The sequence below is a fragment of the Thioalkalivibrio sulfidiphilus HL-EbGr7 genome (assembly GCF_000021985.1).
Classification (GTDB): Bacteria; Pseudomonadota; Gammaproteobacteria; order Ectothiorhodospirales; family Ectothiorhodospiraceae; genus Thioalkalivibrio_A; species Thioalkalivibrio_A sulfidiphilus.
On the sequence record NC_011901.1, the window covers coordinates 3050547 to 3076564 of the forward strand.

At 66.1% G+C, this 26018-nt stretch carries 29 protein-coding genes and 1 pseudogene; 21 read left to right on the top strand and 9 right to left on the bottom strand.

The window, feature by feature from the left end; genetic code table 11:
• The first annotated feature begins 338 nt into the window (after positions 1-338).
• From gshB to TGR7_RS14625, 11 genes are all read left to right on the top strand, one after another.
• Positions 339-1271 (top strand): glutathione synthase, encoded by a 933-nt coding sequence (gshB, locus tag TGR7_RS14575; RefSeq protein ID WP_012639441.1) that lies wholly within the window; start codon positions 339-341, stop codon positions 1269-1271.
• A 17-nt stretch (positions 1272-1288) separates the two neighbouring features.
• Positions 1289-2311: an FAD:protein FMN transferase gene (locus tag TGR7_RS14580; RefSeq protein WP_041443139.1), complete on the top strand. Its 1023-nt coding sequence runs from the start codon at positions 1289-1291 to the stop codon at positions 2309-2311.
• Positions 2308-2685, top strand: a complete 378-nt coding sequence (locus TGR7_RS14585; RefSeq protein WP_012639443.1) for a NusG domain II-containing protein — start codon at positions 2308-2310, stop codon at positions 2683-2685. The genes TGR7_RS14580 and TGR7_RS14585 overlap by 4 nt, the downstream gene beginning before the upstream one ends.
• Positions 2686-2764: 79 nt before the next feature.
• Positions 2765-3277 (top strand): Gx transporter family protein, encoded by a 513-nt coding sequence (locus tag TGR7_RS14590; RefSeq protein WP_012639444.1) that lies wholly within the window; start codon positions 2765-2767, stop codon positions 3275-3277.
• On the top strand, positions 3274-4152 hold the full coding sequence (locus TGR7_RS14595) for an energy transducer TonB (protein ID WP_012639445.1): 879 nt from the start codon (positions 3274-3276) through the stop codon (positions 4150-4152). The genes TGR7_RS14590 and TGR7_RS14595 overlap by 4 nt, the downstream gene beginning before the upstream one ends.
• 111 nt (positions 4153-4263) lie before the next feature.
• Positions 4264-4824 (top strand): YqgE/AlgH family protein, encoded by a 561-nt coding sequence (locus tag TGR7_RS14600; RefSeq protein WP_012639446.1) that lies wholly within the window; start codon positions 4264-4266, stop codon positions 4822-4824.
• A complete protein-coding gene (gene ruvX, locus TGR7_RS14605; protein WP_012639447.1) occupies positions 4817-5308 on the top strand; it encodes a Holliday junction resolvase RuvX in 492 nt (163 codons plus the stop codon). Before TGR7_RS14600 ends, ruvX begins: the two co-directional genes overlap by 8 nt.
• On the top strand, positions 5301-5810 hold the full coding sequence (gene pyrR, locus TGR7_RS14610) for a bifunctional pyr operon transcriptional regulator/uracil phosphoribosyltransferase PyrR (protein WP_012639448.1): 510 nt from the start codon (positions 5301-5303) through the stop codon (positions 5808-5810). Before ruvX ends, pyrR begins: the two co-directional genes overlap by 8 nt.
• The gene (locus tag TGR7_RS14615; protein WP_012639449.1) at positions 5807-6817 is read left to right on the top strand and encodes an aspartate carbamoyltransferase catalytic subunit; all 1011 of its coding nucleotides are present in this window, start codon (positions 5807-5809) and stop codon (positions 6815-6817) included. Before pyrR ends, TGR7_RS14615 begins: the two co-directional genes overlap by 4 nt.
• Complete coding sequence (locus TGR7_RS14620; RefSeq protein WP_012639450.1) at positions 6814-8094, top strand: dihydroorotase; 1281 nt, start codon at positions 6814-6816, stop codon at positions 8092-8094. The genes TGR7_RS14615 and TGR7_RS14620 overlap by 4 nt, the downstream gene beginning before the upstream one ends.
• 85 nt (positions 8095-8179) lie before the next feature.
• The gene (locus TGR7_RS14625) at positions 8180-9049 is read left to right on the top strand and encodes a dihydroorotate dehydrogenase electron transfer subunit (RefSeq protein WP_012639451.1); all 870 of its coding nucleotides are present in this window, start codon (positions 8180-8182) and stop codon (positions 9047-9049) included.
• Between the two features lie 98 nt (positions 9050-9147).
• Here the strand turns inward: TGR7_RS14625 and TGR7_RS14630 are convergent, their stop codons facing one another.
• From TGR7_RS14630 to TGR7_RS14640, 3 genes are all read right to left on the bottom strand, one after another.
• A complete protein-coding gene (locus TGR7_RS14630) occupies positions 9148-10356 on the bottom strand; it encodes a PilT/PilU family type 4a pilus ATPase (protein WP_012639452.1) in 1209 nt (402 codons plus the stop codon).
• Positions 10357-10476: 120 nt separating this feature from the next.
• Positions 10477-11643 (bottom strand): PilT/PilU family type 4a pilus ATPase, encoded by a 1167-nt coding sequence (locus TGR7_RS14635; protein ID WP_012639453.1) that lies wholly within the window; start codon positions 11641-11643, stop codon positions 10477-10479.
• A 65-nt stretch (positions 11644-11708) separates the two neighbouring features.
• Positions 11709-12743, bottom strand: a complete 1035-nt coding sequence (locus tag TGR7_RS14640; protein ID WP_012639454.1) for a type IV pilus twitching motility protein PilT — start codon at positions 12741-12743, stop codon at positions 11709-11711.
• Between the two features lie 232 nt (positions 12744-12975).
• On the opposite strand from TGR7_RS14640, the gene TGR7_RS14645 reads away from it, so the two are divergent.
• From TGR7_RS14645 to TGR7_RS14660, 4 genes are all read left to right on the top strand, one after another.
• Positions 12976-13686, top strand: a complete 711-nt coding sequence (locus tag TGR7_RS14645) for a YggS family pyridoxal phosphate-dependent enzyme (protein ID WP_012639455.1) — start codon at positions 12976-12978, stop codon at positions 13684-13686.
• 37 nt (positions 13687-13723) lie between these two features.
• Positions 13724-14551 (top strand): pyrroline-5-carboxylate reductase, encoded by an 828-nt coding sequence (gene proC / locus TGR7_RS14650; protein ID WP_012639456.1) that lies wholly within the window; start codon positions 13724-13726, stop codon positions 14549-14551.
• 283 nt (positions 14552-14834) lie between these two features.
• On the top strand, positions 14835-15389 hold the full coding sequence (locus TGR7_RS14655; RefSeq protein WP_012639457.1) for a YggT family protein: 555 nt from the start codon (positions 14835-14837) through the stop codon (positions 15387-15389).
• Between the two features lie 139 nt (positions 15390-15528).
• Positions 15529-15978 carry a DUF4426 domain-containing protein gene (locus TGR7_RS14660; RefSeq protein ID WP_012639458.1) on the top strand — a complete coding sequence of 150 codons (450 nt, stop codon included), beginning with the start codon at positions 15529-15531 and terminating at the stop codon, positions 15976-15978.
• Between the two features lie 40 nt (positions 15979-16018).
• Here the strand turns inward: TGR7_RS14660 and TGR7_RS14665 are convergent, their stop codons facing one another.
• Positions 16019-16696: a sulfite exporter TauE/SafE family protein gene (locus TGR7_RS14665; RefSeq protein ID WP_012639459.1), complete on the bottom strand. Its 678-nt coding sequence runs from the start codon at positions 16694-16696 to the stop codon at positions 16019-16021.
• Between the two features lie 165 nt (positions 16697-16861).
• Here TGR7_RS14665 and TGR7_RS14670 point away from each other — a divergent pair, with 165 nt between their 5' ends.
• Entirely contained in the window at positions 16862-17218 is a 357-nt protein-coding gene (locus TGR7_RS14670) for an HU family DNA-binding protein (protein ID WP_012639460.1), read from the top strand.
• Positions 17219-17352: 134 nt separating this feature from the next.
• On the opposite strand, the gene TGR7_RS14675 is transcribed toward TGR7_RS14670, so the two are convergent.
• Both TGR7_RS14675 and hspQ read right to left on the bottom strand, forming a co-directional pair.
• Positions 17353-17880: a tellurite resistance TerB family protein gene (locus tag TGR7_RS14675; RefSeq protein ID WP_012639461.1), complete on the bottom strand. Its 528-nt coding sequence runs from the start codon at positions 17878-17880 to the stop codon at positions 17353-17355.
• Positions 17880-18191 carry a heat shock protein HspQ gene (hspQ, locus tag TGR7_RS14680; protein WP_012639462.1) on the bottom strand — a complete coding sequence of 104 codons (312 nt, stop codon included), beginning with the start codon at positions 18189-18191 and terminating at the stop codon, positions 17880-17882. Before hspQ ends, TGR7_RS14675 begins: the two co-directional genes overlap by 1 nt.
• Positions 18192-18248: 57 nt before the next feature.
• On the opposite strand from hspQ, the gene TGR7_RS14685 reads away from it, so the two are divergent.
• From TGR7_RS14685 to TGR7_RS14695, 3 genes are all read left to right on the top strand, one after another.
• The gene (locus TGR7_RS14685) at positions 18249-18890 is read left to right on the top strand and encodes a 7-cyano-7-deazaguanine synthase (RefSeq protein ID WP_012639463.1); all 642 of its coding nucleotides are present in this window, start codon (positions 18249-18251) and stop codon (positions 18888-18890) included.
• Between the two features lie 351 nt (positions 18891-19241).
• Complete coding sequence (locus TGR7_RS14690; protein WP_012639464.1) at positions 19242-19487, top strand: WYL domain-containing protein; 246 nt, start codon at positions 19242-19244, stop codon at positions 19485-19487.
• 7 nt (positions 19488-19494) lie between these two features.
• A complete protein-coding gene (locus TGR7_RS14695) occupies positions 19495-19911 on the top strand; it encodes a YkgJ family cysteine cluster protein (RefSeq protein ID WP_012639465.1) in 417 nt (138 codons plus the stop codon).
• Positions 19912-20046: 135 nt separating this feature from the next.
• On the opposite strand, the gene yrfG is transcribed toward TGR7_RS14695, so the two are convergent.
• A complete protein-coding gene (yrfG, locus tag TGR7_RS14700) occupies positions 20047-20748 on the bottom strand; it encodes a GMP/IMP nucleotidase (protein WP_012639466.1) in 702 nt (233 codons plus the stop codon).
• A gap of 88 nt (positions 20749-20836) precedes the next feature.
• On the opposite strand from yrfG, the gene nudE reads away from it, so the two are divergent.
• Both nudE and cysQ read left to right on the top strand, forming a co-directional pair.
• A complete protein-coding gene (gene nudE / locus TGR7_RS14705) occupies positions 20837-21379 on the top strand; it encodes an ADP compounds hydrolase NudE (protein ID WP_012639467.1) in 543 nt (180 codons plus the stop codon).
• Positions 21376-22206, top strand: a complete 831-nt coding sequence (cysQ, locus tag TGR7_RS14710; RefSeq protein WP_012639468.1) for a 3'(2'),5'-bisphosphate nucleotidase CysQ — start codon at positions 21376-21378, stop codon at positions 22204-22206. The genes nudE and cysQ overlap by 4 nt, the downstream gene beginning before the upstream one ends.
• A 141-nt stretch (positions 22207-22347) precedes the next feature.
• Here the strand turns inward: cysQ and ppsR are convergent.
• Together ppsR and ppsA are read right to left on the bottom strand one after the other, a co-directional pair.
• Positions 22348-23170, bottom strand: a pseudogene (gene ppsR / locus TGR7_RS14715) (posphoenolpyruvate synthetase regulatory kinase/phosphorylase PpsR).
• 113 nt (positions 23171-23283) lie between these two features.
• Positions 23284-25653: a phosphoenolpyruvate synthase gene (gene ppsA, locus TGR7_RS14720; protein WP_012639470.1), complete on the bottom strand. Its 2370-nt coding sequence runs from the start codon at positions 25651-25653 to the stop codon at positions 23284-23286.
• Positions 25654-26018 lie beyond the last annotated feature (365 nt).

The window sequence follows — 26018 nt, forward strand, 5'->3', positions numbered from 1 at the left end:
AGCTCGTCCTGCTCTCCGGCACCGCCATGGGTTTCTTCGCTCACAGCACCCCCAACATCCGTTGACTGTCAAATTTGGCCCGAATTTAACCCATGACCTTGGTTTTATCAAACAAGATACCCCCAAGCCGTAAAGACAGTTAGCGACTTTATGTTAGGTGAGTTCTAAGCGCCCCGGGCGGCCATCGGTCAGGGGAAACGTGCCCTTCATCACACTTGGCGCCAGACTGGCGTGCGTTGTGGAACCCACAGCGGGTGGATTATCTTGGTCAAATTCCCCGCCCATCTTGCCGGAGCCTTCCTTCCTTGCCAGCCACCACGCCCAGCATCGGGGTCGTCATGGACCCTATCGCACACATCAATATCAAGAAGGACTCCACCTTCGCCATGCTGCTCGCCGCCCGGCGCCGCGGCTGGCCGGTGTTCTACATGGAACAGCAGGACCTGTGGCTGGCCGAAGGACGCGTGCACGCCCGCATGCGTGCGCTCGAGGTACGCGACCAGGCCGTTGACTGGTTCACGCTGGGCGAAGCGATGGAGCGACCCCTGGCCGAGCTGGACGCGGTGCTGATGCGCAAGGACCCGCCCTTCGACATGGAGTATCTCTACAGCACCTACCTGCTGGAGCTGGCGGAACGTGAGGGCTGCCTGGTGGTGAACCGACCCCGGAGCCTGCGGGATGCCAACGAAAAACTCTTCACCGCCTGGTTTCCCCAGTGCTGCCCCGAGACCGTGGTCAGCCGCGACATGGCTCGCCTGCGCCGCTTCCTGGGCGAACAGCAGGACATCGTGGTCAAGCCCCTGGACGGCATGGGCGGCGCCTCGGTGTTCCGCATCCGTCAGGGCGACCCCAACACCGGCGTGATCCTCGAGACCATCACCCAGCATGGCAAGCGCACGGTGATGGCCCAGCGCTTCCTGCCGGAGTACGTAGAGGGTGACAAGCGCATCCTGCTGGTGGACGGCGAGCCGGTGCCCTACGCCCTGGCGCGCATCCCCGCCAGCGGCGAGGCCCGCGCCAACCTGGCCGCCGGCGGCCGTGGCGAAGGCGTGCCGCTCACCGAACGGGACCGCTGGATCTGCCAGCAGGTGGCGCCGGCGCTGCGGGAACGGGGCCTGCTGTTCGTGGGCCTGGACGTGATCGGCGACTACCTCACCGAGATCAATGTCACCAGCCCCACCTGCATCCGGGAACTGGACGCCCAGTACGGCCTGGACATCGGCGGGCAGCTCATGGACGCCATCGCGAGACACCTGGAGGCGCGCCGGTGAGCACCTGGCAGCGGCTGATGCCAGCCGTCCTGATCCTGCTGCTCGCCGCCTGCGGTCCCCGCCCGGAGGTGCACACCGAACGGCTGCTGGCCTTCGGCACCGTGGTGGAGCTGAGCATCTACACCCATGACCGGGAGCTGGTCCGGGAGGCAGCCCGGGTGGTGGGCGAGGACCTGGACTACATGCACCGCGCCTGGCATGCCTGGGAACCGGGCCCCCTGGGGCGCACCAACCAGCTGCTCGCCACGGGCGCGGAATTCTCGGCCAATCCTTCGGTGCTGCCGCTGATCCTGGAGGGCCAGCGCCTGGAGGCGGACAGCGACGGCCTGTTCAACCCCGCCCTCGGTGCGCTGTTCGCCCTGTGGGGTTTCCATGGCGATGAGCGCGAAGAGCACGCCCCGCCCGATGAGGCCGAGATCCGCGCCCTGCTGGAGACCCGCCCCAGCATGGCAGACATCCGCGTCGACGGCATCCGCATGCGCAGCGACAACCCCGCGGTGCGCCTGGACCTGGGCGGCTTCGCCAAGGGCTACGGTGTGGATCGGGCCGTGGAGCGCCTCAGGGAACTGGGCATCGAGCACGCCATCCTCAACGCCGGCGGCGACCTGCGCGCCATCGGCCGCCCGGGCAACCGCCCCTGGCGCATCGGCATCCGCCACCCGGACGGCGAGGGGGTGCTGGCCTCCCTGGAGCTTGCCGGCGACGAGAGCGTGTACACCTCCGGCGACTATGAGCGACATTTTATTTATGCAGGCGAACGCTTCCACCACATCCTCGACCCGCGCACCGGCCGGCCCGCCCGGGAGGCCCGCTCGGTGACCGTGATCCACAGGGATGGCGCCCGGGCGGACGCCGCCGCCACCGCCCTGTTCGTGGCGGGCCCGGCGCGTTTCGCCGAGATCGCCGCGCGCCTGGGCATCGAACAGGCCATGCTGGTGGACCCGCAGGGCGCGGTACTCATGACACCCGCCATGGCCGAACGCATCCGCTTCGAGCAACAGCCCGCACCGCCGGTCATCCTCGTGGAGCCGGCGCGATGACCCGGGGTGATGGACTGGTGGTGATCTGCGCCTGCCTGCTGGTGGGTCTCTCCTACGTCCAGTTCTGGGGCGCGCCCGATGACGGCACCACGACCGCAACCCGGGAGGTCCGCATCCTGAGCGGCGGCACGGAGTTCGCCCGCCTGCCCCTGGACCGGGACGCCCTGGTGGAGGTGCCCGGTCCCGCCGGCATCACCCGCGTGGAGATCGCCGACGGCGCCGCCCGCTGTGCCGCCTCCCCCGGCAGCCAGGGCATCTGTCAGCGGGCCGGCTGGCTGCGGGAGGCCGGCGACATGGCGGTGAGCCTGCCGAACCGGGTGCTGATCGAGGTACTGGGCGAGGCGGAGCGCAGCTTCGACAGTGTGAATTACTGAACAGAGGCAAGAGGCAAGAGGCAAGAGACGAGAGACAAGAAATCCCCGCTTGCCGCTTGTCTCTTGTATCTTGTCTCTCATGCTTTTATCCACGACACGCGAGGATCATCTGATCGCCTGGCTGGCGGCCCTGGCCATTGCCATCCACGTGCTGGAGGCGGCGCTGCCAAGCCCGATTCCCGGGGTCAAACCGGGGCTCGCCAACGTGATCACGGTGCTGGCGCTGCTGCTCTACGGCTGGCGGGTGGCGGTCTGGGTCTCGCTGCTGCGGGTACTGGCCGGCAGCCTGCTGGTGGGCAGTTTCCTGAGCCCCACCTTCCTGCTGAGCCTGACCGGCGCCCTGGCGAGCCTGGCGGCCCTGGGTCTGGCCACGGCCGTCGCGGGCCGGCACCTGAGCGCCCTGGGGCTGTGCGTGCTCGCCGCCCTGGCGCACATGCTGGGCCAGTTCCTGGTGGCCTACACCCTGATCATCCCCCACCCGGCCCTGCTCAAGCTGTTGCCCGTTCTGCTCACCGCTGCACTGCTGTTCGGGCTGGCAAGCGGTACAATCGCGCGCATGATGTATCCGCAACGCCCGCCCGCCGCCCCATGAGCGTGTCCGCCGCCACCGTCACACCCAGCGATCGTCTGGGTCTGACCCTGTTCCTGGCCGCGGCGATCCACGGCATTGTGATCCTGGGCGTGGGCTTCGGCATCGAATTCTCCGGCCGGGACCGCACCCCGCCCACCCTGGACGTGGTGCTGGTGCAGACCCAGTCGCCCACGCCGCCCGAGCAGACCGAGCGCATCGCCCAGGCGGACCAGCAGGCCAGCGGCCAGGCGGAGGAACCGGATCGGCCCAGCGCACCGGTAACCGCCCCCCTGCCCCTGCCCACCGACGGCATGGCCCCCGAACAGGCCACCCCCAGCGCACCGGACCCCACCCCGGCGGAGCAGACCCCGGTGCTGACCCGCGAGCAGTCCCCCACCCCGGCCCCCAGCCCGGAGGTGGTCGAGGAGACCCCGGTCCGGGAGCAGGCCACCACCGACCGCCTGGTGGAACGCAGCCTGGAGATGGCCCGACTGGCCTCGGAACTGTCCGAGGAGCGCCGCCGTTACGCCCAGCGCCCGCGGGTCCATTACATCGACGCCCTGAGCGCGCGCAGTGCCGTGGAGGCCAGCTACGTGGATGCCTGGGTGCGCAAGGTGGAGCGGGTAGGCAACCTCAACTACCCGGACGAGGCACGCCGCCGGCGACTGGATGGCACCCTGATCCTCAACGTGCTGATCAACCACGACGGCCAGGTGCTCAACGTGCAGGTGGCGAACAGCTCCGGGGAGCAGGTGCTGGATGATGCCGCCCGGCGCATCGTGGAACTCTCCAGCCCCTTCTCGCCCTTCCCGGTGGAGATGCGCCAGAAATACGACCAGCTCATGATTACCCGCACCTGGGTGTTCCAGAGCGATTCCCGCATACGCATGCGCTAAGTTCAATTCAAGGTTCAAAATTCAAGATTCAAAGGTTCGGTGCGGGGGCGCCTTGCGGGGGGCAGACCCCAGGCCGGATACTATTCATTACCTCAGCGCACACACAGACCCATGACTGCCAGCAGCAATTTCACCAACCAGTTCCTGATCGCCATGCCCGGCCTGGAAGACCCGAACTTCTTCCATTCGGTGACCTACATCTGCGAGCACAACGAACAGGGGGCCATGGGCATCGTCATCAACCAGCCCACGGACCTGACCCTGAAGACGGTGCTCGAGCACATGGACATCGAGTCCGATGCCAAGGCCGCCGAGATCCCCGTGTTCCACGGCGGCCCGGTGCAGACCGACCGCGGCTTCGTGCTGCACAGCCCCGCGGGCGCCTGGTCGTCGAGCATGCCGGTCTCCGAGGGCGTGCAGGTGACCACCTCCCGGGACATCCTGGAGGCCATGGCCCGGCACGAGGGGCCGAAAGACGTGCTGGTGGCCCTGGGCTATGCCGGCTGGGGTGCCGGGCAGCTGGAGCAGGAGATCGCCGACAACGCCTGGCTCACCACCCCCGCGGACCTGGACATCCTGTTCCGCCTGCCGCCGGACCAGCGCTGGCAGGCGGCGGCGGCGCGCCTGGGGGTGGATCTCTCGCTGATCAGCGGCGATGCCGGACATGCATGACGGCGCTAGAGACAAGTGTCTAGAGGCAAGAGACAAGATTATTAATACGGCGCTGGGGTTGGATTATGGCGGCAGGCGCATCGGCGTGGCTGTCGGGAGCCGGGAGAGCGGGTCGGGGTCGCCGCTGGGGGCGGTGTCCAACCGGGATGACGGGCCTGACTGGGCGGCGCTGGACCGCTGGGTGAGGGAATGGCGGCCGGATGTGCTGGTGGTGGGACAGCCGCTGAACCTGGACGGCACGCCCCACCCGCTCGCACCCCGCATCCAGCGCTTCTGCGAACAGCTCACGGAACGGTATACACTGCCCGTGGCCCGGGTGGACGAACGCTTCAGCTCCTTCGACGCCGAGGAACGGCTGCGCGAGGCACGCGCCAGCGGCCGGCGCGGCCGCAAGGTGCAGAAGGGCGATATCGATGCCCTGTCCGCCGCCATCCTGCTGGACAACTGGTTTTCTGAACACGTCGGGAACACGACCCATGAATGAAGACATCCAGGCCCTGCTCGATGCCATGGCCGAGGCGCTCAAGCAGCGCCTGAGCGCCCAGGGCACACCGGACCCGGTGATGGTGGGCATCCACACCGGTGGCGTGTGGGTGGCCGAGGCCCTGCACCGGCGCCTGGCCCTGCGCCAGCCGTTGGGGATGCTCGACATCTCCTTCTACCGGGATGATTTCAGCCGCATCGGCATGCACCCCCAGGTCAAGCCCTCGAACCTGCCCTTTTCCGTGGACGACCGGCACATCATCCTGGTGGACGACGTGCTGTTCACCGGGCGCACCATCCGCGCCGCCCTGAACGAGATCTTCGACTTCGGCCGGCCCGCCTCGGTGACCCTGGCCGTGCTGGTGGAGCGGGGCGGCCGCGAACTGCCCATCGAGGCCCAGGTGGTGGGCAAGCACCTGAGCCTGCGTCCGGACCAGCAGGTCAAGCTGCGCGGACCGGATCCGCTGCGCCTTGAGATCGTCAGCATCGGAGGTGACCAGTGAGCGAGGCGCTGCTCAGCACGCGGGCCATCCCGGCGGCCGGCCCCCTGCCCTCCAGCCTGCAGTTCAACGAGGAGGGGCGCCTGCGTCACCTGCTCACCATCGAGGGCCTGCCCCACGCCCTGATCACCGAGATCCTGGACACGGCGGAGTCCTTCGCCAGCATGAATGCCCAGGCGGTGAAGAAGGTGCCGCTGCTGCGTGGCAAGACCGTGGTGAACCTGTTCTTCGAGGCCAGCACCCGCACCCGCACCACCTTCGAACTGGCCGCCAAGCGCCTGTCCGCGGACGTGCTAAACATGAATATCTCCACCTCCGCCACCACCAAGGGCGAGAGCCTGCTGGACACCCTGCGCAACCTGGAGGCCATGTACGTGGACATGTTCGTGGTGCGCCACGAATCCAGCGGCGCGGCGCACTTCTTCGCCCGCCACGTGGCCCCCCACGTGTCGGTGCTCAATGCCGGCGACGGGCGCCACGCCCATCCCACCCAGGCGCTGCTGGACATGTTCACCATCCGCCGCCACAAGCAGGACTTCACGCGCCTGCGGGTGGCCATCGTGGGCGACATCCTGCATTCCCGGGTGGCCCGCTCCCAGATCCACGCCCTGAACATCCTCAACACCGGCGAGATCCGCGTGATCGCGCCCCAGTCCCTGCTGCCGGCCCAGGTGGAATCCCTGGGCGTGCACGTCTACAACGACATCCGCCAGGGTCTCAAGGACGTGGACGTGATCATCATGCTCAGGCTGCAGCGCGAGCGCATGGAGTCGGGCCTGCTGCCCTCGGAACACGAGTTCTTCCAGCTCTACGGCCTGACCCAGGAACGCCTGGCCCTGGCCCATCCGGACTGCATCGTCATGCACCCGGGCCCGGCCAACCGCGGCGTGGAGATCGACTCCCGGGTGGCGGACGGGCCCCGTTCCGTGATCCTGGAGCAGGTGACCTACGGCATCGCCGTGCGCATGGCGGTGATGTCCATGATCATGGGTGGGAGCGTGACCCCATGAGGCTCCTCATCGAGAACGCGCACCTGCTGGATCCGGCCCAGGGCATCGACCGGGTCACGGACATCTACATCCAGAAAGAGAACGTCGTCGCCCTGGGCGAGGCACCCAGGGACTTCGAGCCCCAGCGGCGCATCGACGCCGCCGGACGCCTGGTGATCCCCGGCGTGGTGGACATGGCGGCGCGCCTGCGCGAGCCCGGCCAGGAACACAAGGCCACCGTGGCCTCCGAAACCCGTGCCGCGGCCAGCGCCGGCATCACCACCCTGGTCTGCCCGCCGGACACCAACCCGCCGGTGGACTCCCCGGCGGAGGTGGAGCTGATCACCCGTCGTGCCAAGCAGGCCTGTGGCGTGCGCGTGCATGCCCTGGGCGCGCTCAGCTCGGGGCTGGCCGGCGAACAGCTCTCGGAGATGGCGGCACTCAAGCGCGCCGGCGTGCTGGGGGTCAGCCAGGCGCTCAAACCCATGGCCAGCCACCTGCTGCTGCGCCGGGCCATGGAGTACGCCGCGAGCCACGGGCTCACGGTGTACCTGCACCCCATCGACTGGTCCCTCAACGCCAAGGGCTGCGTGCACGAAGGCCCGGTGGGCACGCGCCTCGGCCTGCCCGGCATACCGGCGGCCGCCGAGACCGCCGCCCTGGGCACCATCCTCGCGCTCACGGAACAGACCGGCGCACGGGTGCACCTGTGCCGCCTGTCCACGGCCCGGGCTGCGCAGATGCTCGCCCGCGCGCGCCACGACGGACTGCCCATCAGCGCCGACGTGGCCGCGCACCAGCTGTTCCTCACGGACATGGACGTGGCGGACTTCAACAGCCTGTGCCACGTGATGCCGCCCCTGCGCAGCCAGCGCGACCGGGATGGCCTGCGCCAGGCGGTGGCAGACGGCGCCATCTCCGCCATCTGCTCCGACCACCAGCCCCACGAGGCGGACGCCAAGCTGGCGCCTTTCGCCCAGACCCTGCCCGGCATCTCGTCCCTGGAGACCCTGCTGCCACTGACCCTGCGGCTGGCGGAGGAAGGGGTGCTGAGCCACGCCGAGGCCGTGCGCCGGATCACCGCCAACCCGGCAGAGATCCTGGGCCTGCCCGTGGGCACCCTGGCGCCGGGCCACCGGGCGGACCTGTGCATCATCGATACCGAGTCAAGCTACCGGCCCGAGGCGGAGACCTGGCTCAGCCAGGGCCGCAACAGTCCGTTCTTCGGCTGGGAATTCGCCGGCCGGGTCACGCATACCCTGGTGGCCGGACGCATCATTTTCGAATCAAATCACTAGAGACAAGTGGCGAGATACAAGAGACAAGAAAACCAACGGGAATGGCTTTTCTTGTCTCTTGTACCCAGCCACCGGGACCTTTCTTATGCACAAACCCCATCGCGGCACCATCTTTGTGGAGGACGCCAAGGTCCTCGCCCACGAGGCCTTCGCCGGCGAGCAGCACATCCTGCGGGTGCAGGCGCCGCGCTGCGCCGAGAAGGCACAGCCGGGCAGTTTCGCGCACCTGCAGTGCGATCCCATGCTGCCCATGCGCCGCCCCCTGTCCATCATGCGCACCGACCCGCGCGTCGGCTGGGTGGAGTTTCTATACAAGGCAGTGGGTGAAGGCACCCGGCTGCTGTCACGCCGCAAGGTAGGCGAGACCCTCAGCGTAATGGGTCCCATCGGCAAGCCCTTCCAGCCCCACGGCGACCGGCCGCTGACCCTGCTTCTGGGCGGTGGCGTGGGCATCCCGCCCATGGTGTTCCTGGCCTCCAGCCTGCGCAGCAACCCGATCTACCAGCCCCTGGTGATCATGGGTTCCGAAGTGCCCTTCCCGTTCAAGCCGCGCCCCTCGGAGATCCTGGTGCCGGGCATGCCCGAGGGGGTGATCGCCACCATGCCGCTGCTGGAGGACTGGGGCGTGCCCTGCCGGCTTACCAGCGGCGCCGGCTTCCCGGGCTGCCATGAAGGCTACGTCACCGACCTGGCCCGGCTGTGGCTGGACACCCTGAGCGAGGAGAAACGCCGCCAGGTGGAGATCTTCGCCTGCGGCCCCCACCCCATGCTGGCGGCCTGCGCCCGGCTGGCCGAGCAGTACCGCATCCCCTGCCAGGTGTCCCTGGAAGAGTTCATGGCCTGTGCCGTGGGCGGTTGCGCCGGCTGCGTGGTGGAGGTGAAGACGGACCAAGGCCCCGCCATGAAGCGCGTGTGCGTGGACGGGCCGGTTTTTGACGCGAAAACGGTGTTTTGAAGAGGGAAGCGAGAATTGAAGTGAGAAGTGGGAATTGGGAAGTGCGAAGTTAAGGCCTTTCAATATTCACACTTCCAGATTCACACTTCGTGCTTCAGTTAGTCCTCTTTATCCAGGCTGGTCTCCGAGAGCGGTTTCAGGTCATCGAAGTGGGTGGCGGGCTTGCGACCGCCATCGGCGGGAGGCTCCAGGTTGACCATGTCACTGGGCATCTGCAGGGAATCGTCGGTGGACTTCAGGGACTTCACGCCGCCGCCGAAATGGATGCGCCATTCCAGGTCGCCCCGGGAGTCCGCCTTGGACAGGGCCTCGGGCAGGGTGATGGTGCCCGCCTTGTAGAGCTCGAACAGTGACTGGTCGAAGGTGTGCATACCTACCGACGCGCCCTTCTCGATGATGTCCTTGATGCCGCTGATCTCCCCCTTGCGAATCAGTTCCGAGATGTAGGGCGTGTTGAGCAACACCTCGGTGGCCGGCATGCGCTTGCCATCCTTGGTGACCACCAGGCGCTGGGACATGATGCCCTTGATGTTCAGGGACAGGTCCATGAGGATCTGGCGGCGGGAGTCCGGCGGGAAGAAGTTGATGATACGGTCCAGGGCCTGGTTGGCGTTGACCGCGTGCAGGGTGGAGAGCACCAGGTGGCCGGTGTCGGCGTAGGTGAGCGCCGCCTCCATGGTTTCACGGTCACGGATCTCGCCGATCATGATCATGTCCGGCGCCTCGCGCATGGCCTCGCGCAGGGCGTTCTCGTAGGAGAGCGTATCGAGACCCACTTCCCGCTGGCCCACGATGGACTTGCGGTGGGTGAAGGAATACTCGATGGGATCCTCCACCGTGAGGATGTGTCCATAGCTGTTGGCGTTGCGGTAATCCAGCATGGCCGCCAGCGAGGTCGACTTGCCCGAGCCCGTGGAACCCACCACCAGCACCAGGCCGTTCTTGTTGAGCACCAGGTCCTTGAGCACGTGGGGCAGGTGCAGCTGCTCGATGCTCGGCACATCGGACTTGATGTAGCGGATCACCATGGAGACCTCGCCGCGCTGCACGTAGATGTTCACGCGAAAGCGACCCAGCTCCTCCACCGAGATGCCGATGTTCATCTCCCGGGTACGTTCGAACTCCTGGATCTTGCGCTCGTCCATCAGCTCGTAGGCCATGTCCCTGACCGAGCCCGGCGCCATGGTATGCCGGCTGATGGGACGCATCTCGCCCTCGATCTTCACGCTCGCAGGCGCCCCCACGGTGAAGAACAGGTCGGACGCATTCTTCTGCGCCATGAGTTTCAGGTAGGGTTCGATGGACATGGATTCAGTCTCAAGTGGCAAGTCTCAAGTGGCAAGGAAAGTCGTAGCAATGACCACCTTTGGCGAAGTACCAAGATAAAGATGGCTTCCTTGCCACTTGAGACTTGCCACTAGCCACTATTATTTCAACATACCGGATTCTTCCGGCGTCTCTTCCACTTCCAGGTGCGCGACCTCGTCCATGAGATTCGTCTGACGGGCGCGCTTGCTGTCGAGCTTGATGCGCAGGCGCAGGTCGTTGACCGAGTCGGCGTTGCGCAGGGCATCCTCGTAGGTGATATGGCCTTCCTCGAAGAGCTTGAACAGGGCCTGGTCGAAGGTCTGCATGCCCAGCTCGTTGGACTTGGAGATGAGTTCCTTCATCTCGTGCACCTCGCCCTTGAAGATCAGGTCCGACATGAGCGGGCTGTTGATCATGATCTCCACGGCGGGCGACCTTCCCTTGCCGTCGGCCTTGGGGATCAGCCGCTGGGAGATGACACCCTTCAAGTTCAGGGACAGGTCCATGAGCAGCTGCTGGCGCCGCTCCTCGGGGAAGAAGTTGATGATGCGATCCAGGGCCTGGTTGGTGCTGTTGGCGTGCAGGGTGGAGAGACACAGGTGACCGGTCTCGGCGAAGGCGATGGCGTAGTCCATGGTCTCGCGGTCGCGGATCTCACCAATCAGGATCACGTCGGGGGCCTGGCGCAGGGTGTTCTTCAGGGCCACCTCGTAGCTCTCGGTGTCCACCCCCACCTCACGCTGGGTCACCAGGCAGTTGATGTGGGAGTGCACGAACTCGATGGGGTCCTCGATGGTGACGATGTGACCATAGCTATTGGCATTGCGGTAGCCCAGCATGGCGGCGAGCGAGGTGGACTTGCCCGATCCGGTACCGCCCACGAAGATCACCAGGCCACGGCGGGTCATGGCGATGTCCTTGAGCTGCATCGGCAGGCCCAGCTGCTCGAAGGTGGGAATCTCGGTGGTGATCACACGCAGCACCATGCCGGCGGTGCCGCGCTGGGTGAAGGCGTTGACGCGAAAGCGCGATACCCCCGGCAGGCTGATGGCGAAGTTGCACTCCTGGGTGCGTTCGAACTCCGAGGCCTGCTTGTCATTCATGATGGAACGCACCAGCACCTGGGTGTGGGCCGGAGACAGGGGCTGGTTGGTGATGGGCGTCATGCGTCCGTCCACCTTGATGGACGGCGGCGCACCCACGGTGATGAACAGGTCGGAGCCCTTCTTGCTGAGCAGGGTCTTCAGCAAGTCGTGCATGAAACGTATTGCCTTATCGCGATCCATTTGATGAAGCCTCGTCTACCTGAGCACTGGGATTGCCAGGGCCCCGGCCTGTGGTGTCAGTCGGCCTAGAGGGCGTCCGGGTTGGCGGCCTTGCGGCGTGCGTCTTCCTTGCTGATGATGCCCTTGGCGAGCAGCTCCTTGAGACTCATGTCCAGGGTCTGCATGCCCATGCCCTGGCTGGTCTGGATGGCCGAGTACATCTGGGCGATCTTGTTTTCACGGATCAGGTTGCGGATGGCCGGGGTGCCCAGCATGATCTCGTGGGCCGCCACGCGCCCGCCGCCGATGCGCTTGAGCAGGGTCTGGGAGATCACCGCCCGCAAGGACTCCGACAGCATGGCGCGCACCATGTCCTTCTCCGCGGCGGGGAACACGTCCACGATACGGTCGATGGTCTTGGCGGCGGAACTGGTGTGCAGGGTGCCGAACACCAGGTGACCGGTCTCGGCGGCGGTCAGGGCCAGTCGGATGGTCTCCAGATCGCGCATCTCGCCCACCAGGATGGTGTCCGGGTCCTCACGCAGGGCCGAGCGCAGGGCCTCGTTGAAGCCCAGGGTGTCGCGGTGCACCTCGCGCTGGTTGACCAGGCACTTCTTGCTCTCGTGCACGAACTCGATCGGGTCCTCCACGGTGAGGATGTGCCCGTACTCGGATTCGTTCTTGTGGTTGATCATGGCGGCCAGGGTGGTGGACTTGCCGGAGCCGGTGGGCCCGGTGACCAGCACGATGCCGCGCGGGTAGTCGGAGATCTGCTCGAAGATCTTCGGGCAGTTGAGTTCTTCGAGGGTGAGGATCTTGCTCGGGATGGTTCGGAACACCGCGCCGGCGCCGCGGTTGTGGTTGAAGGCGTTGACACGGAAGCGCGCCAGGCCGGGGATCTCGAAGGAGAAGTCCGTTTCCAGGAACTCCTCGTAGTCCTTGCGCTGCTTGTCGTTCATGATGTCGTACACCATGCCGTGGACAGCCTTGTGGTCCAGGGCGGGTACGTTGATCCTGCGCACGTCGCCGTCGACGCGGATCATGGGCGGCAGCCCGGCGGAGAGGTGCAGGTCCGAGGCGCCATTCTTGACCGCAAACGCAAGCAGCTGCGTAATGTCCATTCAATCCCCCAAGTCGAGTGAACCGGTTCGTGATCCGGCTTTGCGTCGAGTCTGCCCCTTCCAGCGCGGAGGGTGAAGCCGCATCGCGCATGAACGGTAGTTAACGCCGGGTGGACGGCGATAGCCACAAGAGGACGGCCAACGGGAACCGGGCCGGGAGACTCAGGCACGGGAAACGCCGGAGCCGATTCGGCATTTCCCCTGTTACGTGAACCGAATATAGCATAGCCCCATGAGCACCATTGGCGACAGACTCGACACCGTCAGGACCCGTATCCATGAGGCCGCCCTGCGTCATGGACGCGACCCCGCCACGATCACCCTGCTGGCGGTGAGCAAGACCCAGCCCGCCGAGGCATTGAGGGAGGTCATGGCCTGCGGTCAGCGGGCCTTCGGCGAGAACTACGTCCAGGAACTGGCCGACAAGGCCGATGCCCTCGCGGATCTGCGTCCCGAGTGGCATTTCATCGGCCCGCTGCAGTCCAACAAGACCCGCCTGATTGCCGGCCTCGCCCACTGGGTGCACAGCATCGAGCGGGACAAGATCGCCCGGCGCCTGTCGGAACAGCGCCCCGGGGAGGCCGTCGACCTGCAGGTCTGCCTGCAGGTGAACCTGGACGCGGAGGCGAGCAAGTCCGGGCTTGCCCCCGAGGCCCTGCCGGCCCTGGCCGAAGTAGTGGCGGGACTTCCCCGGCTGCGCCTGCGCGGCCTGATGGCCATCCCCGCCCCCAGCGAGGACTTCGCCACCCAGCGACGCGCCTTTGCCCGCCTGCGCGAGATGCAGGAAGACCTGATCCGCCGGGGCCATCAGCTGGATACCCTGTCCATGGGCATGAGCGGCGACCTGGAGGCGGCCATCGCGGAAGGCGCCACCATCGTGCGCGTGGGCACCGCCATCTTCGGCAGCCGCCGGGTGGCAGGCCGCGGCGGGCAGGGTTTATGATCCTTCCCCTGTTCGCCAACGTCCCAACGGAAAGCTCATGAACGAACCCATCGCCTTCATCGGCGCCGGCAACATGGCGCGCAGCCTCATCGGCGGCCTGGTCGCCGACGGCTGGCCCGAGGACGCCCTGTGGGCCGTGGACCCCAACCCGGGCCAGCGTGAAACCCTGGCGACCCAATGGCCGGGCCTGCACCTGGGCGAGGATGGCGCAGAGGCCATCAGCCACGCCGACGTGGTGGTGCTGGCGGTCAAGCCCCAGGTGCTGGACGAGGTATGCCGTGCCCTGGCCGGGGCCGTGCAGGCACGCCGTCCACTGATCGTCTCCATCGCCGCGGGGGTGCGCAGCGCCGACATCGAGCGCTGGCTGGGCGGCAATCTCGCCGTGGTGCGCTGCATGCCCAACACCCCTGCCCTGGTGGGCTGCGGCGCCACCGGACTGGCGGCCAATGAACGGGTCAGCCCGACCCAGAAGGCCGTGGCCGAATCCATCCTGCGCGCCGTGGGACTGACCGTGTGGCTGGACGACGAGTCCGCCCTGGACGCGGTCACGGCCCTGTCCGGCAGCGGTCCCGCCTACCTGTTCCTGGTCATGGAGGCCCTGGAAGACGCCGGCGTGCAGCTGGGCCTGCCCCGGGAGACCGCCCGGCTGCTGGCCCTGCAGACCGCCTTCGGCGCCGCCAAGCTGGCCCTGGAATCCGACGAGGACGCCGCCACCCTGCGCACCCGGGTCACCTCCCGGGGCGGCACCACGGAACGCGCCCTGCAGGTGCTGGAGACCGGCGGCCTGCGCGAACTCATGGCCCAGGCCCTCACCGCCGCCCGGGACCGTTCCCGGGAACTGGCCGATCAACTGGGTCGCGACTGACCCTAGTGTCGTGTCCGGTAAATACCTTACCATTCAGCGCGTCTGTGCCGACGCGTGGCCAGGCACGCTTGCGCAGGAATGGACACCCCCATTTCAATCAAGCGTAACACCGCCACACGTCCGCACAGCCACGCCCAATGGGAGCCCCGCAAAAGCGCCAATGCGGCGTTGCACACCTTGCCAAGGGCTTGCCATTGCCTGCGGTGTGCGCCTTGCCTTGGCGCTTTTGCGAGGCTCTGAATGGCAAGATATTTACCGGACACGACACTAGGGAGCCCCACCCATGCCCGGACCCCTCCAGGAGATCAGCATCTTCCTCATCTCCACCCTGCTCAGCCTGTACGTGATTGCCCTCATGCTGCGCATGCTGCTGGCCATGGTGCGGGCGGATTTCTACAACCCGGTGTCCCAGTTCCTGGTCACCGTCACCAATCCACCGGTGCGCGCCCTGCGCCGCGTCATCCCGCCCATCGGCCGTCTCGACACGGCGGTGGTGCTGCTCATGATCGCGCTGAAGATGCTGGAACTCTGGCTGGTGGCCTGGATCGGCGGCGCGAGCCCCGGGCTCGGTCTGGTGCTGGTGGTGGCGGTGTTCCGCCTGCTGCAGCTGCTGATTTATGTGTTCATGTTCAGCATCATCATCGAGGCGGTGATGAGCTGGTTCATGGCCGGCGGCATGCGCGGCAATCCGGTGGCCTCGCTGGTGGCGAGCCTGAACCGCCCCATCCTCACCCCCATCCGTTCCGTGATGCCCAACCTGGGCCCGGTGGACCTCTCCCCCCTGGTGGCCATAATCGGCCTGAACATTCTGCTGATCCTGCTGCGCTCGATCTTCTGATTCCGGTATCCCTGCACATTCCAAAACACTGATGGCGCAACATCCCGTCGGCCTTTTGGCTACACTGATAGACAAGGGATACCTACTGTTCCCTTAAGCCAAGCGATCGAACCAGGGCACACTGGAGGAGCATCACAACATGAAACGACGTCATGTCTTCAAGGCATTCCTGTTGCTGGTAATGGCAGGCGCACTGTCCGGCACCGTCCACGCCGGCGGGCAGCAGGACTTCGGCGATTACGTGGTCCATTTCAACGCACTGAGCACCGACTTCCTGTCACCGGATGTTGCACGCTCCTACAACATCACCCGCAGCCGCAACCGCGCGCTGATCAACATCAGCATCATGAAAAAATCCCTGGGTGTAGGCACGGAGCCGCAGCTGGCGGTGGTCACTGGCAAGGCCGTGAACCTGCGCGGCCAGACCCTCCCGCTGCAATTTCGCGAGGTCCGGGATAGCACGGCCATCTACTACCTGGCCGAGGTGGGCATCGATGATGGCGAGACCCTGGATTTCATGATTGAGGCCACTCCCCGAGACAGCGGACCCCTGACGGTACGCTTCCGCCAGCAGTTCTTCACCCGCTGAACCTCAAGCCTGCGCGGCCCGGGTATAAGCCCGGGCCGTTTCAGCCTGCCACTACCTGCCACAGCATCAGCAGCCCGAAACCGGCCACGAAACCACCGGCCAGGTAACGCACCCAGCGTTGCCGCAGCCATGCGCCGAGCCGGGCGGCCATGACCCCCATGAGCAGCAGGTTGGGCAGGGTCCCCAGGCCGAAGGCCAGCATCAGCAACGCACCCTGGACCACGCCACCGGCACTCAGCGACCAGATCAGCACGCTGTAGACCAGTCCGCAGGGCAGCCAGCCCCACAGCCCGCCCAGGGCCAGGGCCTGGGCGGGCGTGCGCACCGGCATCAGACGTCGTCCCAGGGGCTCGATCCTGCGCCAGAGCACGCCGCCCGCCTGTTCCACTTTGGCGAGCCCTGCCCACCAGCCCGCCAGGTAAAGGCCCAACGCGATCATGAACAGCGCGGCCAGCACCTGCAGCCCCTGTTGCGCCAGGTGCACATCCACCAGTCGCGCGGCGAACCAGCCCGCGCCACCGGCCAGCGCGCCGGCCAGCGTATAGCTCGCGATGCGCCCCAGGTTGTAGGAAAACAGCAGTGGCCAGGGCGTTGTGCCTGCAGGCGTGCGGGTGCCGAGGCTCAGGGCGGTGACGATGCCGCCGCACATGCCGGCGCAGTGCACGCCGCCGAACAGACCCACCAGAAAGGCGGCCAGCCACGTGCCGTGTTCAAGCACGCCACACCGCCCGCGCACCCGGAACGCGCAGCACGCTCTCGTGCCGATATTTTCGGGATAAACCGTCTCGCCAATGGAAAATCATCGTGCTATGTTAATCCGCGTTCAGCTTGAACTCACCCGTTAAACTCGCGCATTCAACGCAACCAATCAGGGAGCCACTCCATGGCAGCCAAGAAGAAAGCCACGACCAAGACCCAGGCCGCAGCCGCCGCTCAGCCCAAGCCCCCCACCAAGACCGAAATCCTGAACCACATTGCCACCCAGACCGGCCTGTCCAAGAAGGACGTGGGCGCGGTGATGGATTCCCTGCAGGGCCTGATCGAGAAGAGCGTCAAGCCCCGCGGCGTGGGCATGTTCACCCTGCCCGGCCTGCTCAAGATCAAGGTGGTGAAGAAGCCTGCCACCAAGGCGCGCAAGGGCCGCAACCCCGCCACCGGCGAGGAGATGATCTTCAAGGCCAAGCCCGCCCGCAAGGTGGTCAAGGTGCTGCCGCTGAAGAATCTGAAGGACATGATTTAAGGCAAGGCGCTTCGGCCTCATAAAAAAAGCCCGGCATTGCCGGGCTTTTTTTATGAGGCCGAAGGCCGAAGGCCGAAGGCCAGAGACAAGAGACAAGAGACAAGAGACAAGAGACAAGAAAAATCGACTGCATCTTACTTGTCTCTTGTCTCTTGTCTCTTGTCTCTGGCGCCTTCCTCAATCTTGAGCTTGGTCCTGATGTACACCGGGTGCGGCACGTACAGCAGGTCCGCGATCTTGCGCACCGTGTATTCCTGGTGCTTGTCCAGTTCGCCCTTGGCATAGGCCACCTGCCAGAGATCCTCCATGATGCGCGCGCGCTGATCAGGCTCGAAGTTCTCGTTGATCAGGCGCACGAAGGGATGCAGGGACAGCATCTCGTCGCTCTCGGCGCGGGCCAGGTCGAGCAGCTCCCGGGTCTCATCGGCACTCAACTGGAACTGGCGTTCCAGGATTTGAGCCATGGCCTCCAGTTCCTTGTCGTGGACATGGAAATCCGCGCGGCTGACCTCGAACAGCAGGGCGGCCGTGGCCAGGTGCAGGGCATGGGCAGGATCGGCATCCGGCCGCCGGTTTTTCCCGGACGCAAACCGCGGCGCCGGCACGCTGGCCGCCGGTGCCGCGATGTGCTCGTCGAAGAAGCGTCGAATACGATCCAGCATCAGTTCACGCGCATGCGGTGACGGTAGACACCGTTCACGAAGCCGGTGAAGAAGGCCTCGGTATAGGGGTGCTCGATGGGTTCGCTGGCGTCCCCGGGTTCCAGGTTCTGCTGGGCCACGTAGGTCTCCACCGCCTCACCGTCCACCAGCACGTGATACCAGGGTTCGTCCCTGGGCGGCTGGCTCTGGGCCACCTGGGCATACCATTCCTCGGTACCCTGAAAGACGGGATCCACGTCCACCACCACGCCCCGATAGCCGAACAGGCGGTGATGTATGATCTGTCCGATGCTGAAAGTTGCCTGGCTCATGGCGTCAGTACCCTCCGTCCGGGCGCGTTCACTCTTACTATGAATATGGGGACATCCATGCCGATTTCGAGTCCCTCTGGCGTCAACGGTTCCCTCCTGCTGCTGAGCGGCGGTATCGAGAGCGCCACCCTGCTGGCCCTGGAATCCCGGCAGCGGCCCGTGACACCCCTGGTGGTGGACTACGGCCAGCGGGGCGCGCTGCGTGAGCGGGACGCCGCCCGGGCGCAGTGTGAAAGCCACGGCCTCACGCCGGTGGAACTGGACCTCTCGGCGACGGGTGGGACCTTCCGCGACGGGCTGCTCAAGCGCCCCCACGTCCCCCTGCCCCACCGCAACCTGGTGATCCTGTCCCTGGCGGTGAGCTATGCCGCCCGGGGCGGCATCGACCGGGTTGTCCTGGCACTGAACCGGGACGACCTGGCCGCCTATCCCAGCGCCTCACCGGGCTTCCTGGAACACTTCCGCGCCCTGATCCACGACCTTCAACCGGGCCTGGAGATCACCACGCCGCTGATTGACCGGGACAAGGCCGGGGTGATCCGCCTGGGTGTCTCCCTGGGCGTGGACTTCGCCCGCACCTGGAGCTGCCTGCTGGGCTACGAGACCCACTGCGGCGCCTGTCCCCAGTGCCTGCACCGCAGGGCGGCCTTCCGCGCGGCCGGCATCGCCGATCCCACCCGTTACCGGCATGACAGCTGAGCCGAACATTAGCCTCAATCCGCGGCCTCATGTGGGTTTGGGCAGCCATGACCCCTTCCATTGAAGAACAGCACCTCTCACGGAGCCACGGGGACACGGAGAAAGGCTTTTGCTTTGAAAACCCCGTGTCCCCGTGGCTCCGTGAGAGGATCGCTTTTCTCCTTTACACCTTGGGACCGCCGAGCGGCGCGCAGTGCCATAGGGCGGGCCGTGCCCGCCATCAGCCGAAGGTTCGCCGATCAGCAGGCGGGCCCTATGCGCTGTTTATCCTGGCCCCGGACGACGGGCCGGCGGGGACATGAGCAAGCGGCTTCGCTATCATTGGGCGCCACCCCACAAGCACACGATGCCATGAAGCCCTACCAGGACGTCCCCCGCCACGTGACCGAGCGCCTGGAGATCGCCATCCTCACCGGCGAGACCCTGGCCCTGCACTGGGCCGACGAGCACAGCGACCAGGCCTGGATGGGTCGGGTGACCCCCCTGGAAGTGATCGAGCAGGCAGGGCGCCGGTATCTGAGCGCCACCAACGAACAGGGCGAGCCGGTCATGATCCGCCTGGACCTGATCCGCAACCTGCCCACCCCCGTGAAGTGAGAACCCCATGAGCCGACTGGCCAAGATTCCGGTGAAGACCGCCACCCCCATCGAGATCACCCCGGAGAACAAGTGCGGTTTCTGCACCAACTCCAAGTGCTGCACCTACATCACCCAGGCCATCGACACGCCGCGCACCAAGTACGACTTCGAGCACCTGCTCTGGCAGGTCTCCCACGAGAACGTGCGCGCCTACAAGGACGAGGACGGCTGGTACCTGCTGATGGAGACCCGCTGCACCCACCTGCAACCCGGCGGACGCTGCGGCATCTACGAGGCGCGGCCGCAGATCTGCCGCGACCATTCCAACGACTACTGCGAATACGACGCCCCCGCCGAGGAGGGCTTCGACCTGTACTTCCCGGATTACCAGACGCTGCTGAAGTACTGCAAGAAGCGGTTCAAGAAGTGGAAGAGAGGGTGAGGGAAGTGAGAAGTGAGAAGTGAGAAGTGAGAAGTAAAAGGCCTAAACTTCCTACTTCCTACTTCCTACTTCCTACTTCCTACTTCCTACTTCCTACTTCCTACTTCCTACTTCCCAATTCCCAATTCCCACTTCTCACTTCCGAGGTGGTTCCAATTCCCTGAAGTCCTCGATCCCCACGAACTCCCCCGTATCCACCTCCGAGCGTCGCGTGTCCGGTCGGCGCACGGCGCGCAGGTGGGCGATGCCGAAGTCACGGGCGGAGCGGAGCACGTCCAGGTTGTCGTCCACCAGCAGGGTCTCCCCGGGCGCATAGCCCTCGCGCACCCGCAGGGCCTCCCAGAAGCCCGGCTCCTCCTTGGCCCGGCCCAGGTCATGGGCGCTGACCAGGCGGTGGAAATGGGCGCCGATGCCGGTGCGTTCCAGTTTCAGGTCCAGGCTGCCCCGGTGGGCGTTGGTGACCAGCATCACCCGCCGGCCGCTTTCCCGCAGCGCGGCCAGGAAGGCCTCCGCGTGCTGGTGCACGGCGATCAGGTGCATGACCTCGCGCTTCAGCGCCACGATGTCCAGGTCCAGCTCCCGGCTCCAGTAGTCCAGGCAGTACCAGACCAGGCGGCCGCGCACCGCAGCCGTGCGCTCGCGCACGAAGGCATGGGCCTCGGCCTCGTCCATGCCCCGGGCCTGGGCCAGGCGGCGGGGCACGTGTTCCAGCCAGAAATAGTTGTCGAAATGCAGGTCCAGCAGGGTGCCGTCCATGTCCAGCAGCACGGTGGAGATGCGCGCCCAGTCCAGCGCCGGGGAACGGGGGAGGTCGTCGTTTCTGCTCATGGCGGACATTGTGTCTCAAATCCGGCCACGACCCCAGTATCCCGCGTTGCCTGGGTTACAATAAGGCCCGGAACCATGGGCCTTCCGGGAGACCCGAGTGCGCAAGAAACCCCGCATCCTGAGCAGCCGCACCGTGGCGCGCAGCCGCCTGTTTCACGTGGAGGAACTGGAGCTTCAATTCTCCAACGGCGTGAGCACCCGCTACGAGCGCCTGGTGGGCTCGGGCCGGGGCGCGGTGCTCATCGTGCCCGTGATGCACGACGGCACCGTGCTGCTGATCCGGGAATATGCCGCCGGCACCGACCGCTACGAACTGGCCCTGCCCAAGGGGCGCATCGAGACGGGCGAGGACCTGCTGCTGGCCGCCAACCGGGAGATCATGGAAGAGATCGGCTATGGCGCCCGCACCCTCACCCATCTCACCTCCCTCACCGTGGCACCCGGTTATCTCAGTCACACCACCCACGTGGTGCTGGCCCAGGACCTGCACGAGCAGCGCCTGGAAGGGGATGAGCCCGAGGAGATCGAGGTGGTGCCCTGGCCCCTGTCCGACATCGAGCAACTGCTCTCGCGCGATGACTTCACCGAGGCACGCAGCATCGCAGCCCTGTACCTGACCCGGGAGAGACTCAAGGCATGAAACCCGACGACCTGCCCGAAGGACTCACCCTGGAGCACCTGCGCAACAATGCCTGCCTGATCGCCCGCCAGGCCGGCGAAAGCATCCTGGCCATCTATGAACAGGGCTTCGAGGTCCTGGAGAAGGACGACCGCTCGCCGCTCACCGAGGCGGACATGGCGGCCCACCGCCTCATCGTCTCTGCGCTGAAGGAACTGACCCCCGGCCTGCCGGTACTCTCCGAGGAATCGGAGCAGATCCCCTACGCGGTACGCGCCGGCTGGCGCACCTACTGGCTGGTGGATCCGCTGGACGGCACCCGGGAGTTCGTCAAGCGCAACGGCGAGTTCACCGTCAACATCGCCCTGATCCATGAGCACGAGCCCGTGCTCGGCGTGGTGCACGCGCCGGTGCTGGGGGTCTGTTACCGGGCCGCCCGGGGCCTGGGCGCGCAGCGCATCGCCGCCGAGGGGGAACCCGAGGCCCTGCACATCAGCCGGCGCCGGACCAGGCCGGTGGTGGCCGGCAGCCGCTCCCACGGCACCGAGCGCATGGCGGACTTCCTCGCCGGCCTGGGCGAACACGAATACCTGTCCATGGGCAGTTCCCTGAAGTTCTGCCTGGTGGCCGAAGGCCGCGCCGACATCTACCCGCGTCTCGGCCCCACCAGCGAGTGGGACACCGCCGCCGCCCAGTGCATCGTCACCGAGGCCGGCGGCCAAGTGCTCGATCTGCAGGGCCACCCCCTGAGCTGCAACACCGGCGAATCCCTGCTCAACCCGGAGTTCATCGTGGTGGGTGATGAGCGCTGGCTGGAACGGCTGGGGATCGTGCGGGGAGAGGTGTGAGGGGATAGGCGTCAACAGTTCTGATCACGCAAAGGACGCAGAGACGCGGAGAACGCAAAGGATTTCAAATAATAAACCCTGCGTTCTCCGCGTCTCTGCGTGCTCTGCGTTTCTGTGCGGGAGGCCAACACCTCAGACACCCTACAGCCGCTTCTTCAGACTCGCCTGGTGCACCAGCGTGGCGGCGATCTCTTCCACGGACATGAAGGTGATGTTGAGAAAGGGGATCTGTTCCCGGCGGAACAGGGCCTCGGCGGCGGCCAGTTCCCTTGCGGCACTGCTCGGCGCTGGCGTAGCGGCTGTTGGGGCGGCGCTCGCTGCGGATCTGCTGCAGGCGCTCCGGATCCACGGTCAGACCGAACAGCTTGTTGCGGTAGGGCACCAGCAAGCCCGGCAGGTCGCCGGTCTCGAAGTCGTCCTCGGTGAGCGGGTAGTTGGCCGCCTGGATGCCGAACTGCAGGGCCAGGTACAGGCAGGTGGGGGTCTTGCCGCTGCGCGAGACGCCCATGAGGATCACGTCCGCCATGGGATAGTCCCGCACCACCGCACCATCGTCATTGGCCAGGGCGTAGTTCAGGGCGTTGATACGCCGGGTGTAGGTGTGCAGGTTGCCCATGCCGTGGGAACGACCCGCCACGTGGTTGGCGGACACCCCCAGGGCCTGTTCCAGGCCGCTGGTGTAGGTCTCGAACAGGTCGAACACCACCCCCTTGCAGCGGCTCGCCAGGGCCTCGCGCAGGCGCCGGTCGATCAGGGTGCTGAACACCAGCGGCGGCGCACCGTCCTGGTCCGCGGCCCGACTGATGCGCAGCAGCGCCGCGTCCAGCTTCTCCTCGCTGTCCACGAAGGGCAGGTTGACCGGGCTGAACTGCACCTGGTCGAACTGGGTGAGCAGGGTATGCCCGAGGGTCTCGGCGGTGATGCCGGTGCCGTCGGAGACGTAGAAGACGGAACGGGTCGACACGGGTCTAGAAGTACGAAGTGTGAATTGGGAGGTGCGAAGTGATGCTCGCACGCCACCGCTGAGGTTCCTCTCCCGGGCGTCCCCTTCTCACTTCCCAATTCACATTTCGCACTTCAGTTCTCCCCCTGCCCCGCCAGCTGCATCCAGGTGTCCACCACCGTGTCCGGATTGAGCGAGATGCTCTCGATCTTCTGCTCCATGAGCCACTGGGCGAGGTCCGGGTAGTCTGACGGACCCTGGCCGCAGATGCCCACGTACTTGCCGGCCCGGTGAGCGGCCTCGATGGCCATGGACAGCATCTTCTTCACCGCCGGGTCGCGCTCGTCGAAGCTGCCGGCCACCAGGCCGGAGTCGCGGTCCAGGCCCAGGGTCAGCTGGGTGAGGTCGTTGGAGCCGATGGAGAAGCCGTCGAAGTGCTTGAGGAATTCGTCGGCCATCACGGCGTTGGAGGGGATCTCGCACATCATGTAGATCTTGAGACCGTTTTCGCCGCGCTTGAGTCCCATCTCGCCCAGCAGCTTGATCACCCCCTCGGCCTCGGCCAGGGTGCGCACGAAGGGCACCATGATCACCACGTTGGTGAGCCCCATGTCCTCGCGCACCCGGCGCACCGCCTGGCATTCCAGCTCGAAGCAGGCGCGGAAGTCGTCGGAGAGATAGCGCGAGGTGCCCCGGAAACCGATCATGGGGTTTTCCTCGTCGGGCTCGTAGCGATCGCCGGCCAGCAGGTTGGCGTATTCGTTGGACTTGAAGTCCGAGAGGCGCACGATCACCGGCTTGGGCGCGAACGCGGCGCCCAGGGTGCTGATGCCCTCCACCAGGCGGTCCACGTAGAAGCTCACCGGGTCCTTGTAGCCGGCGATGCGCTTGTCCACCTCGGCGCGCAGCTCATCGGGCAGGGTGTGGTATTCCAGCAGCGCCTTGGGGTGCACGCCGATCATGTTGTTGATGATGAACTCCAGGCGCGCCAGGCCCACGCCGTGGTTGGGGATGCTGCTGAAGTGGAAGGCACGGCCCGGGTTGCCCACGTTCATCATCACCTTCACGGGCAGATCGGGCATGCTGTCGGTGCGGGTGCGCAGCACGTCGAAGTCCAGCTTGCCCTCGTAGACACGACCCTCGTCGCCCTCGGCGCAGACCACCGTGGCCTCGGCGCCGTCGGGAATGGTATCGGTGGCGTTGCCGCAGCCCACCACGGCGGGGATGCCCATCTCGCGGGCGATGATGGCGGCGTGGCAGGTGCGACCGCCGCGGTTGGTGACGATGGCCGCGGCGCGCTTCATGATCGGCTCCCAGTCCGGGTCGGTCATGTCGGTGACCAGCACGTCGCCGGGCTGCACCTTGTCCATCTCGTCCAGACCCGAGACCACGCGCACCTTGCCGGCACCGATCTTCTGACCGATGGCGCGGCCCGTGGCGAAGATCCTGCCGCCCTTCTGCTTGAGGCGGAACCGCTCGATCACCTGGCCGTCGGCACGGCTCTCCACGGTCTCGGGCCGGGCCTGAACGATGTACAGACCACCGTCCACGCCGTCCATGGCCCATTCGATGTCCATGGGGCGCCCGTAGTGCTTCTCGATGATCACCGCCTGGCGGGCGAGATCCATGACCTGCTCATCGGTGAGACAGAAACGGTAGCGCTCGGCGGCCTCCACCTCCACGGTTCGGGTGTGCTTGCCGTCCTCGCCGAAGATCATCTTGATGGCCTTGGAGCCCATGTTACGGCGCAGGATGGCGGGCCGGCCGGCGGCCAGGGCGGGCTTGTAGACATGGAACTCGTCCGGGTTCACGGCGCCCTGCACCACGGTCTCGCCCAGGCCCCAGGCGCCGGTGATGAACACCGCGTCGCGGAAACCGGATTCCGTGTCCAGGGTGAACATCACGCCACTCGCGCCCACGTCACTGCGCACCATGCGCTGGATGCCGGCGGACAGGGCCACCTCGGCGTGATCGAAGCCCTGGTGCACCCGGTAGGAGATGGCGCGGTCGTTGTAGAGGGAGGCGAACACCTCGTGGATGGCCTTGAACACGCCTTCCTCGCCGCGCACGTTGAGGAAGGTCTCCTGCTGGCCGGCGAAGGAGGCGTCGGGCAGGTCCTCGGCGGTGGCCGAGGAACGCACGGCCACGGTGCACTCGCCCTCGGTCTCCGCCTCCAGGCGCTTGTACGCTTCCCGGATGGCGTCGGTGAGCGGCTGCGGGAACGGCGTCTCCACCACCCACTGACGGATGGTGCGCCCGGCCTCGCGCAGGGCGTTGATGTCGTCCACGTCCAGCTTGTCGAGCAGCCCGTTGATGCGCTTGTCCAGGTCCTCGTGGCGCAGGAACTCGCGATAGGCCTCGGCCGTGGTGGCGAAGCCGCCGGGGACCTTCACCCCGGCCTCGGACAGCCCGCTGATCATCTCGCCCAGGGAGGCGTTCTTGCCGCCCACCCGGGGCACGTCGTGCATGCCCAGCTCCTCGAACCACAGCACATAATCGCTCATGTCCAACCTCCGCCTCTTGCCCGGAACCGGCCCGCAGACCGGCTGAATGTAATGTTCGACTGCGTATGGGAGCCCGTGACCGAACCTGTTACTTCAGCCTAGGCCACGTCCCCCGACTGCGCCAGAAAAGCATACAGACATGAATCCTGCCACCCTGTTCCCGCCTCTTGAAGAATGAGACGGCCACGGCCCAAGACATCTATATGACCTAGGCAACAGTATACGGACGATCAGCGCCCGAAACACCCGCATCCGGGCAGGGCTGCTTCACATCCAGGGGAACCATCCCGGACCCATGCGGACAAAAATACTCGTAGACATCCGCACTTAAGCCTCACACCCGCCCGCAAGTCCACACCAAGGTC

Coding starts and splice junctions, on each gene's coding strand:
- TGR7_RS14635 (WP_012639453.1), bottom strand. CDS start 11,643: ATGGATCGCGATAAGGCAATACGTTTCATGCACGACTTGCTGAAGACC.
- ppsA (WP_012639470.1), bottom strand. CDS start 25,653: ATGAGCGATTATGTGCTGTGGTTCGAGGAGCTGGGCATGCACGACGTG.
- TGR7_RS14670 (WP_012639460.1), top strand. CDS start 16,862: ATGGCAGCCAAGAAGAAAGCCACGACCAAGACCCAGGCCGCAGCCGCC.
- TGR7_RS14685 (WP_012639463.1), top strand. CDS start 18,249: ATGCCGATTTCGAGTCCCTCTGGCGTCAACGGTTCCCTCCTGCTGCTG.
- TGR7_RS14580 (WP_041443139.1), top strand. CDS start 1,289: ATGCCAGCCGTCCTGATCCTGCTGCTCGCCGCCTGCGGTCCCCGCCCG.
- TGR7_RS14640 (WP_012639454.1), bottom strand. CDS start 12,743: ATGGACATTACGCAGCTGCTTGCGTTTGCGGTCAAGAATGGCGCCTCG.
- TGR7_RS14645 (WP_012639455.1), top strand. CDS start 12,976: ATGAGCACCATTGGCGACAGACTCGACACCGTCAGGACCCGTATCCAT.
- ruvX (WP_012639447.1), top strand. CDS start 4,817: ATGCATGACGGCGCTAGAGACAAGTGTCTAGAGGCAAGAGACAAGATT.
- TGR7_RS14660 (WP_012639458.1), top strand. CDS start 15,529: ATGAAACGACGTCATGTCTTCAAGGCATTCCTGTTGCTGGTAATGGCA.
- gshB (WP_012639441.1), top strand. CDS start 339: ATGGACCCTATCGCACACATCAATATCAAGAAGGACTCCACCTTCGCC.
- TGR7_RS14620 (WP_012639450.1), top strand. CDS start 6,814: ATGAGGCTCCTCATCGAGAACGCGCACCTGCTGGATCCGGCCCAGGGC.
- yrfG (WP_012639466.1), bottom strand. CDS start 20,748: ATGTCCGCCATGAGCAGAAACGACGACCTCCCCCGTTCCCCGGCGCTG.
- TGR7_RS14630 (WP_012639452.1), bottom strand. CDS start 10,356: ATGTCCATCGAACCCTACCTGAAACTCATGGCGCAGAAGAATGCGTCC.
- TGR7_RS14590 (WP_012639444.1), top strand. CDS start 2,765: ATGCTTTTATCCACGACACGCGAGGATCATCTGATCGCCTGGCTGGCG.
- TGR7_RS14655 (WP_012639457.1), top strand. CDS start 14,835: ATGCCCGGACCCCTCCAGGAGATCAGCATCTTCCTCATCTCCACCCTG.
- cysQ (WP_012639468.1), top strand. CDS start 21,376: ATGAAACCCGACGACCTGCCCGAAGGACTCACCCTGGAGCACCTGCGC.
- TGR7_RS14675 (WP_012639461.1), bottom strand. CDS start 17,880: ATGCTGGATCGTATTCGACGCTTCTTCGACGAGCACATCGCGGCACCG.
- TGR7_RS14690 (WP_012639464.1), top strand. CDS start 19,242: ATGAAGCCCTACCAGGACGTCCCCCGCCACGTGACCGAGCGCCTGGAG.
- TGR7_RS14585 (WP_012639443.1), top strand. CDS start 2,308: ATGACCCGGGGTGATGGACTGGTGGTGATCTGCGCCTGCCTGCTGGTG.
- TGR7_RS14600 (WP_012639446.1), top strand. CDS start 4,264: ATGACTGCCAGCAGCAATTTCACCAACCAGTTCCTGATCGCCATGCCC.
- hspQ (WP_012639462.1), bottom strand. CDS start 18,191: ATGAGCCAGGCAACTTTCAGCATCGGACAGATCATACATCACCGCCTG.
- TGR7_RS14595 (WP_012639445.1), top strand. CDS start 3,274: ATGAGCGTGTCCGCCGCCACCGTCACACCCAGCGATCGTCTGGGTCTG.
- TGR7_RS14625 (WP_012639451.1), top strand. CDS start 8,180: ATGCACAAACCCCATCGCGGCACCATCTTTGTGGAGGACGCCAAGGTC.
- pyrR (WP_012639448.1), top strand. CDS start 5,301: ATGAATGAAGACATCCAGGCCCTGCTCGATGCCATGGCCGAGGCGCTC.
- proC (WP_012639456.1), top strand. CDS start 13,724: ATGAACGAACCCATCGCCTTCATCGGCGCCGGCAACATGGCGCGCAGC.
- TGR7_RS14695 (WP_012639465.1), top strand. CDS start 19,495: ATGAGCCGACTGGCCAAGATTCCGGTGAAGACCGCCACCCCCATCGAG.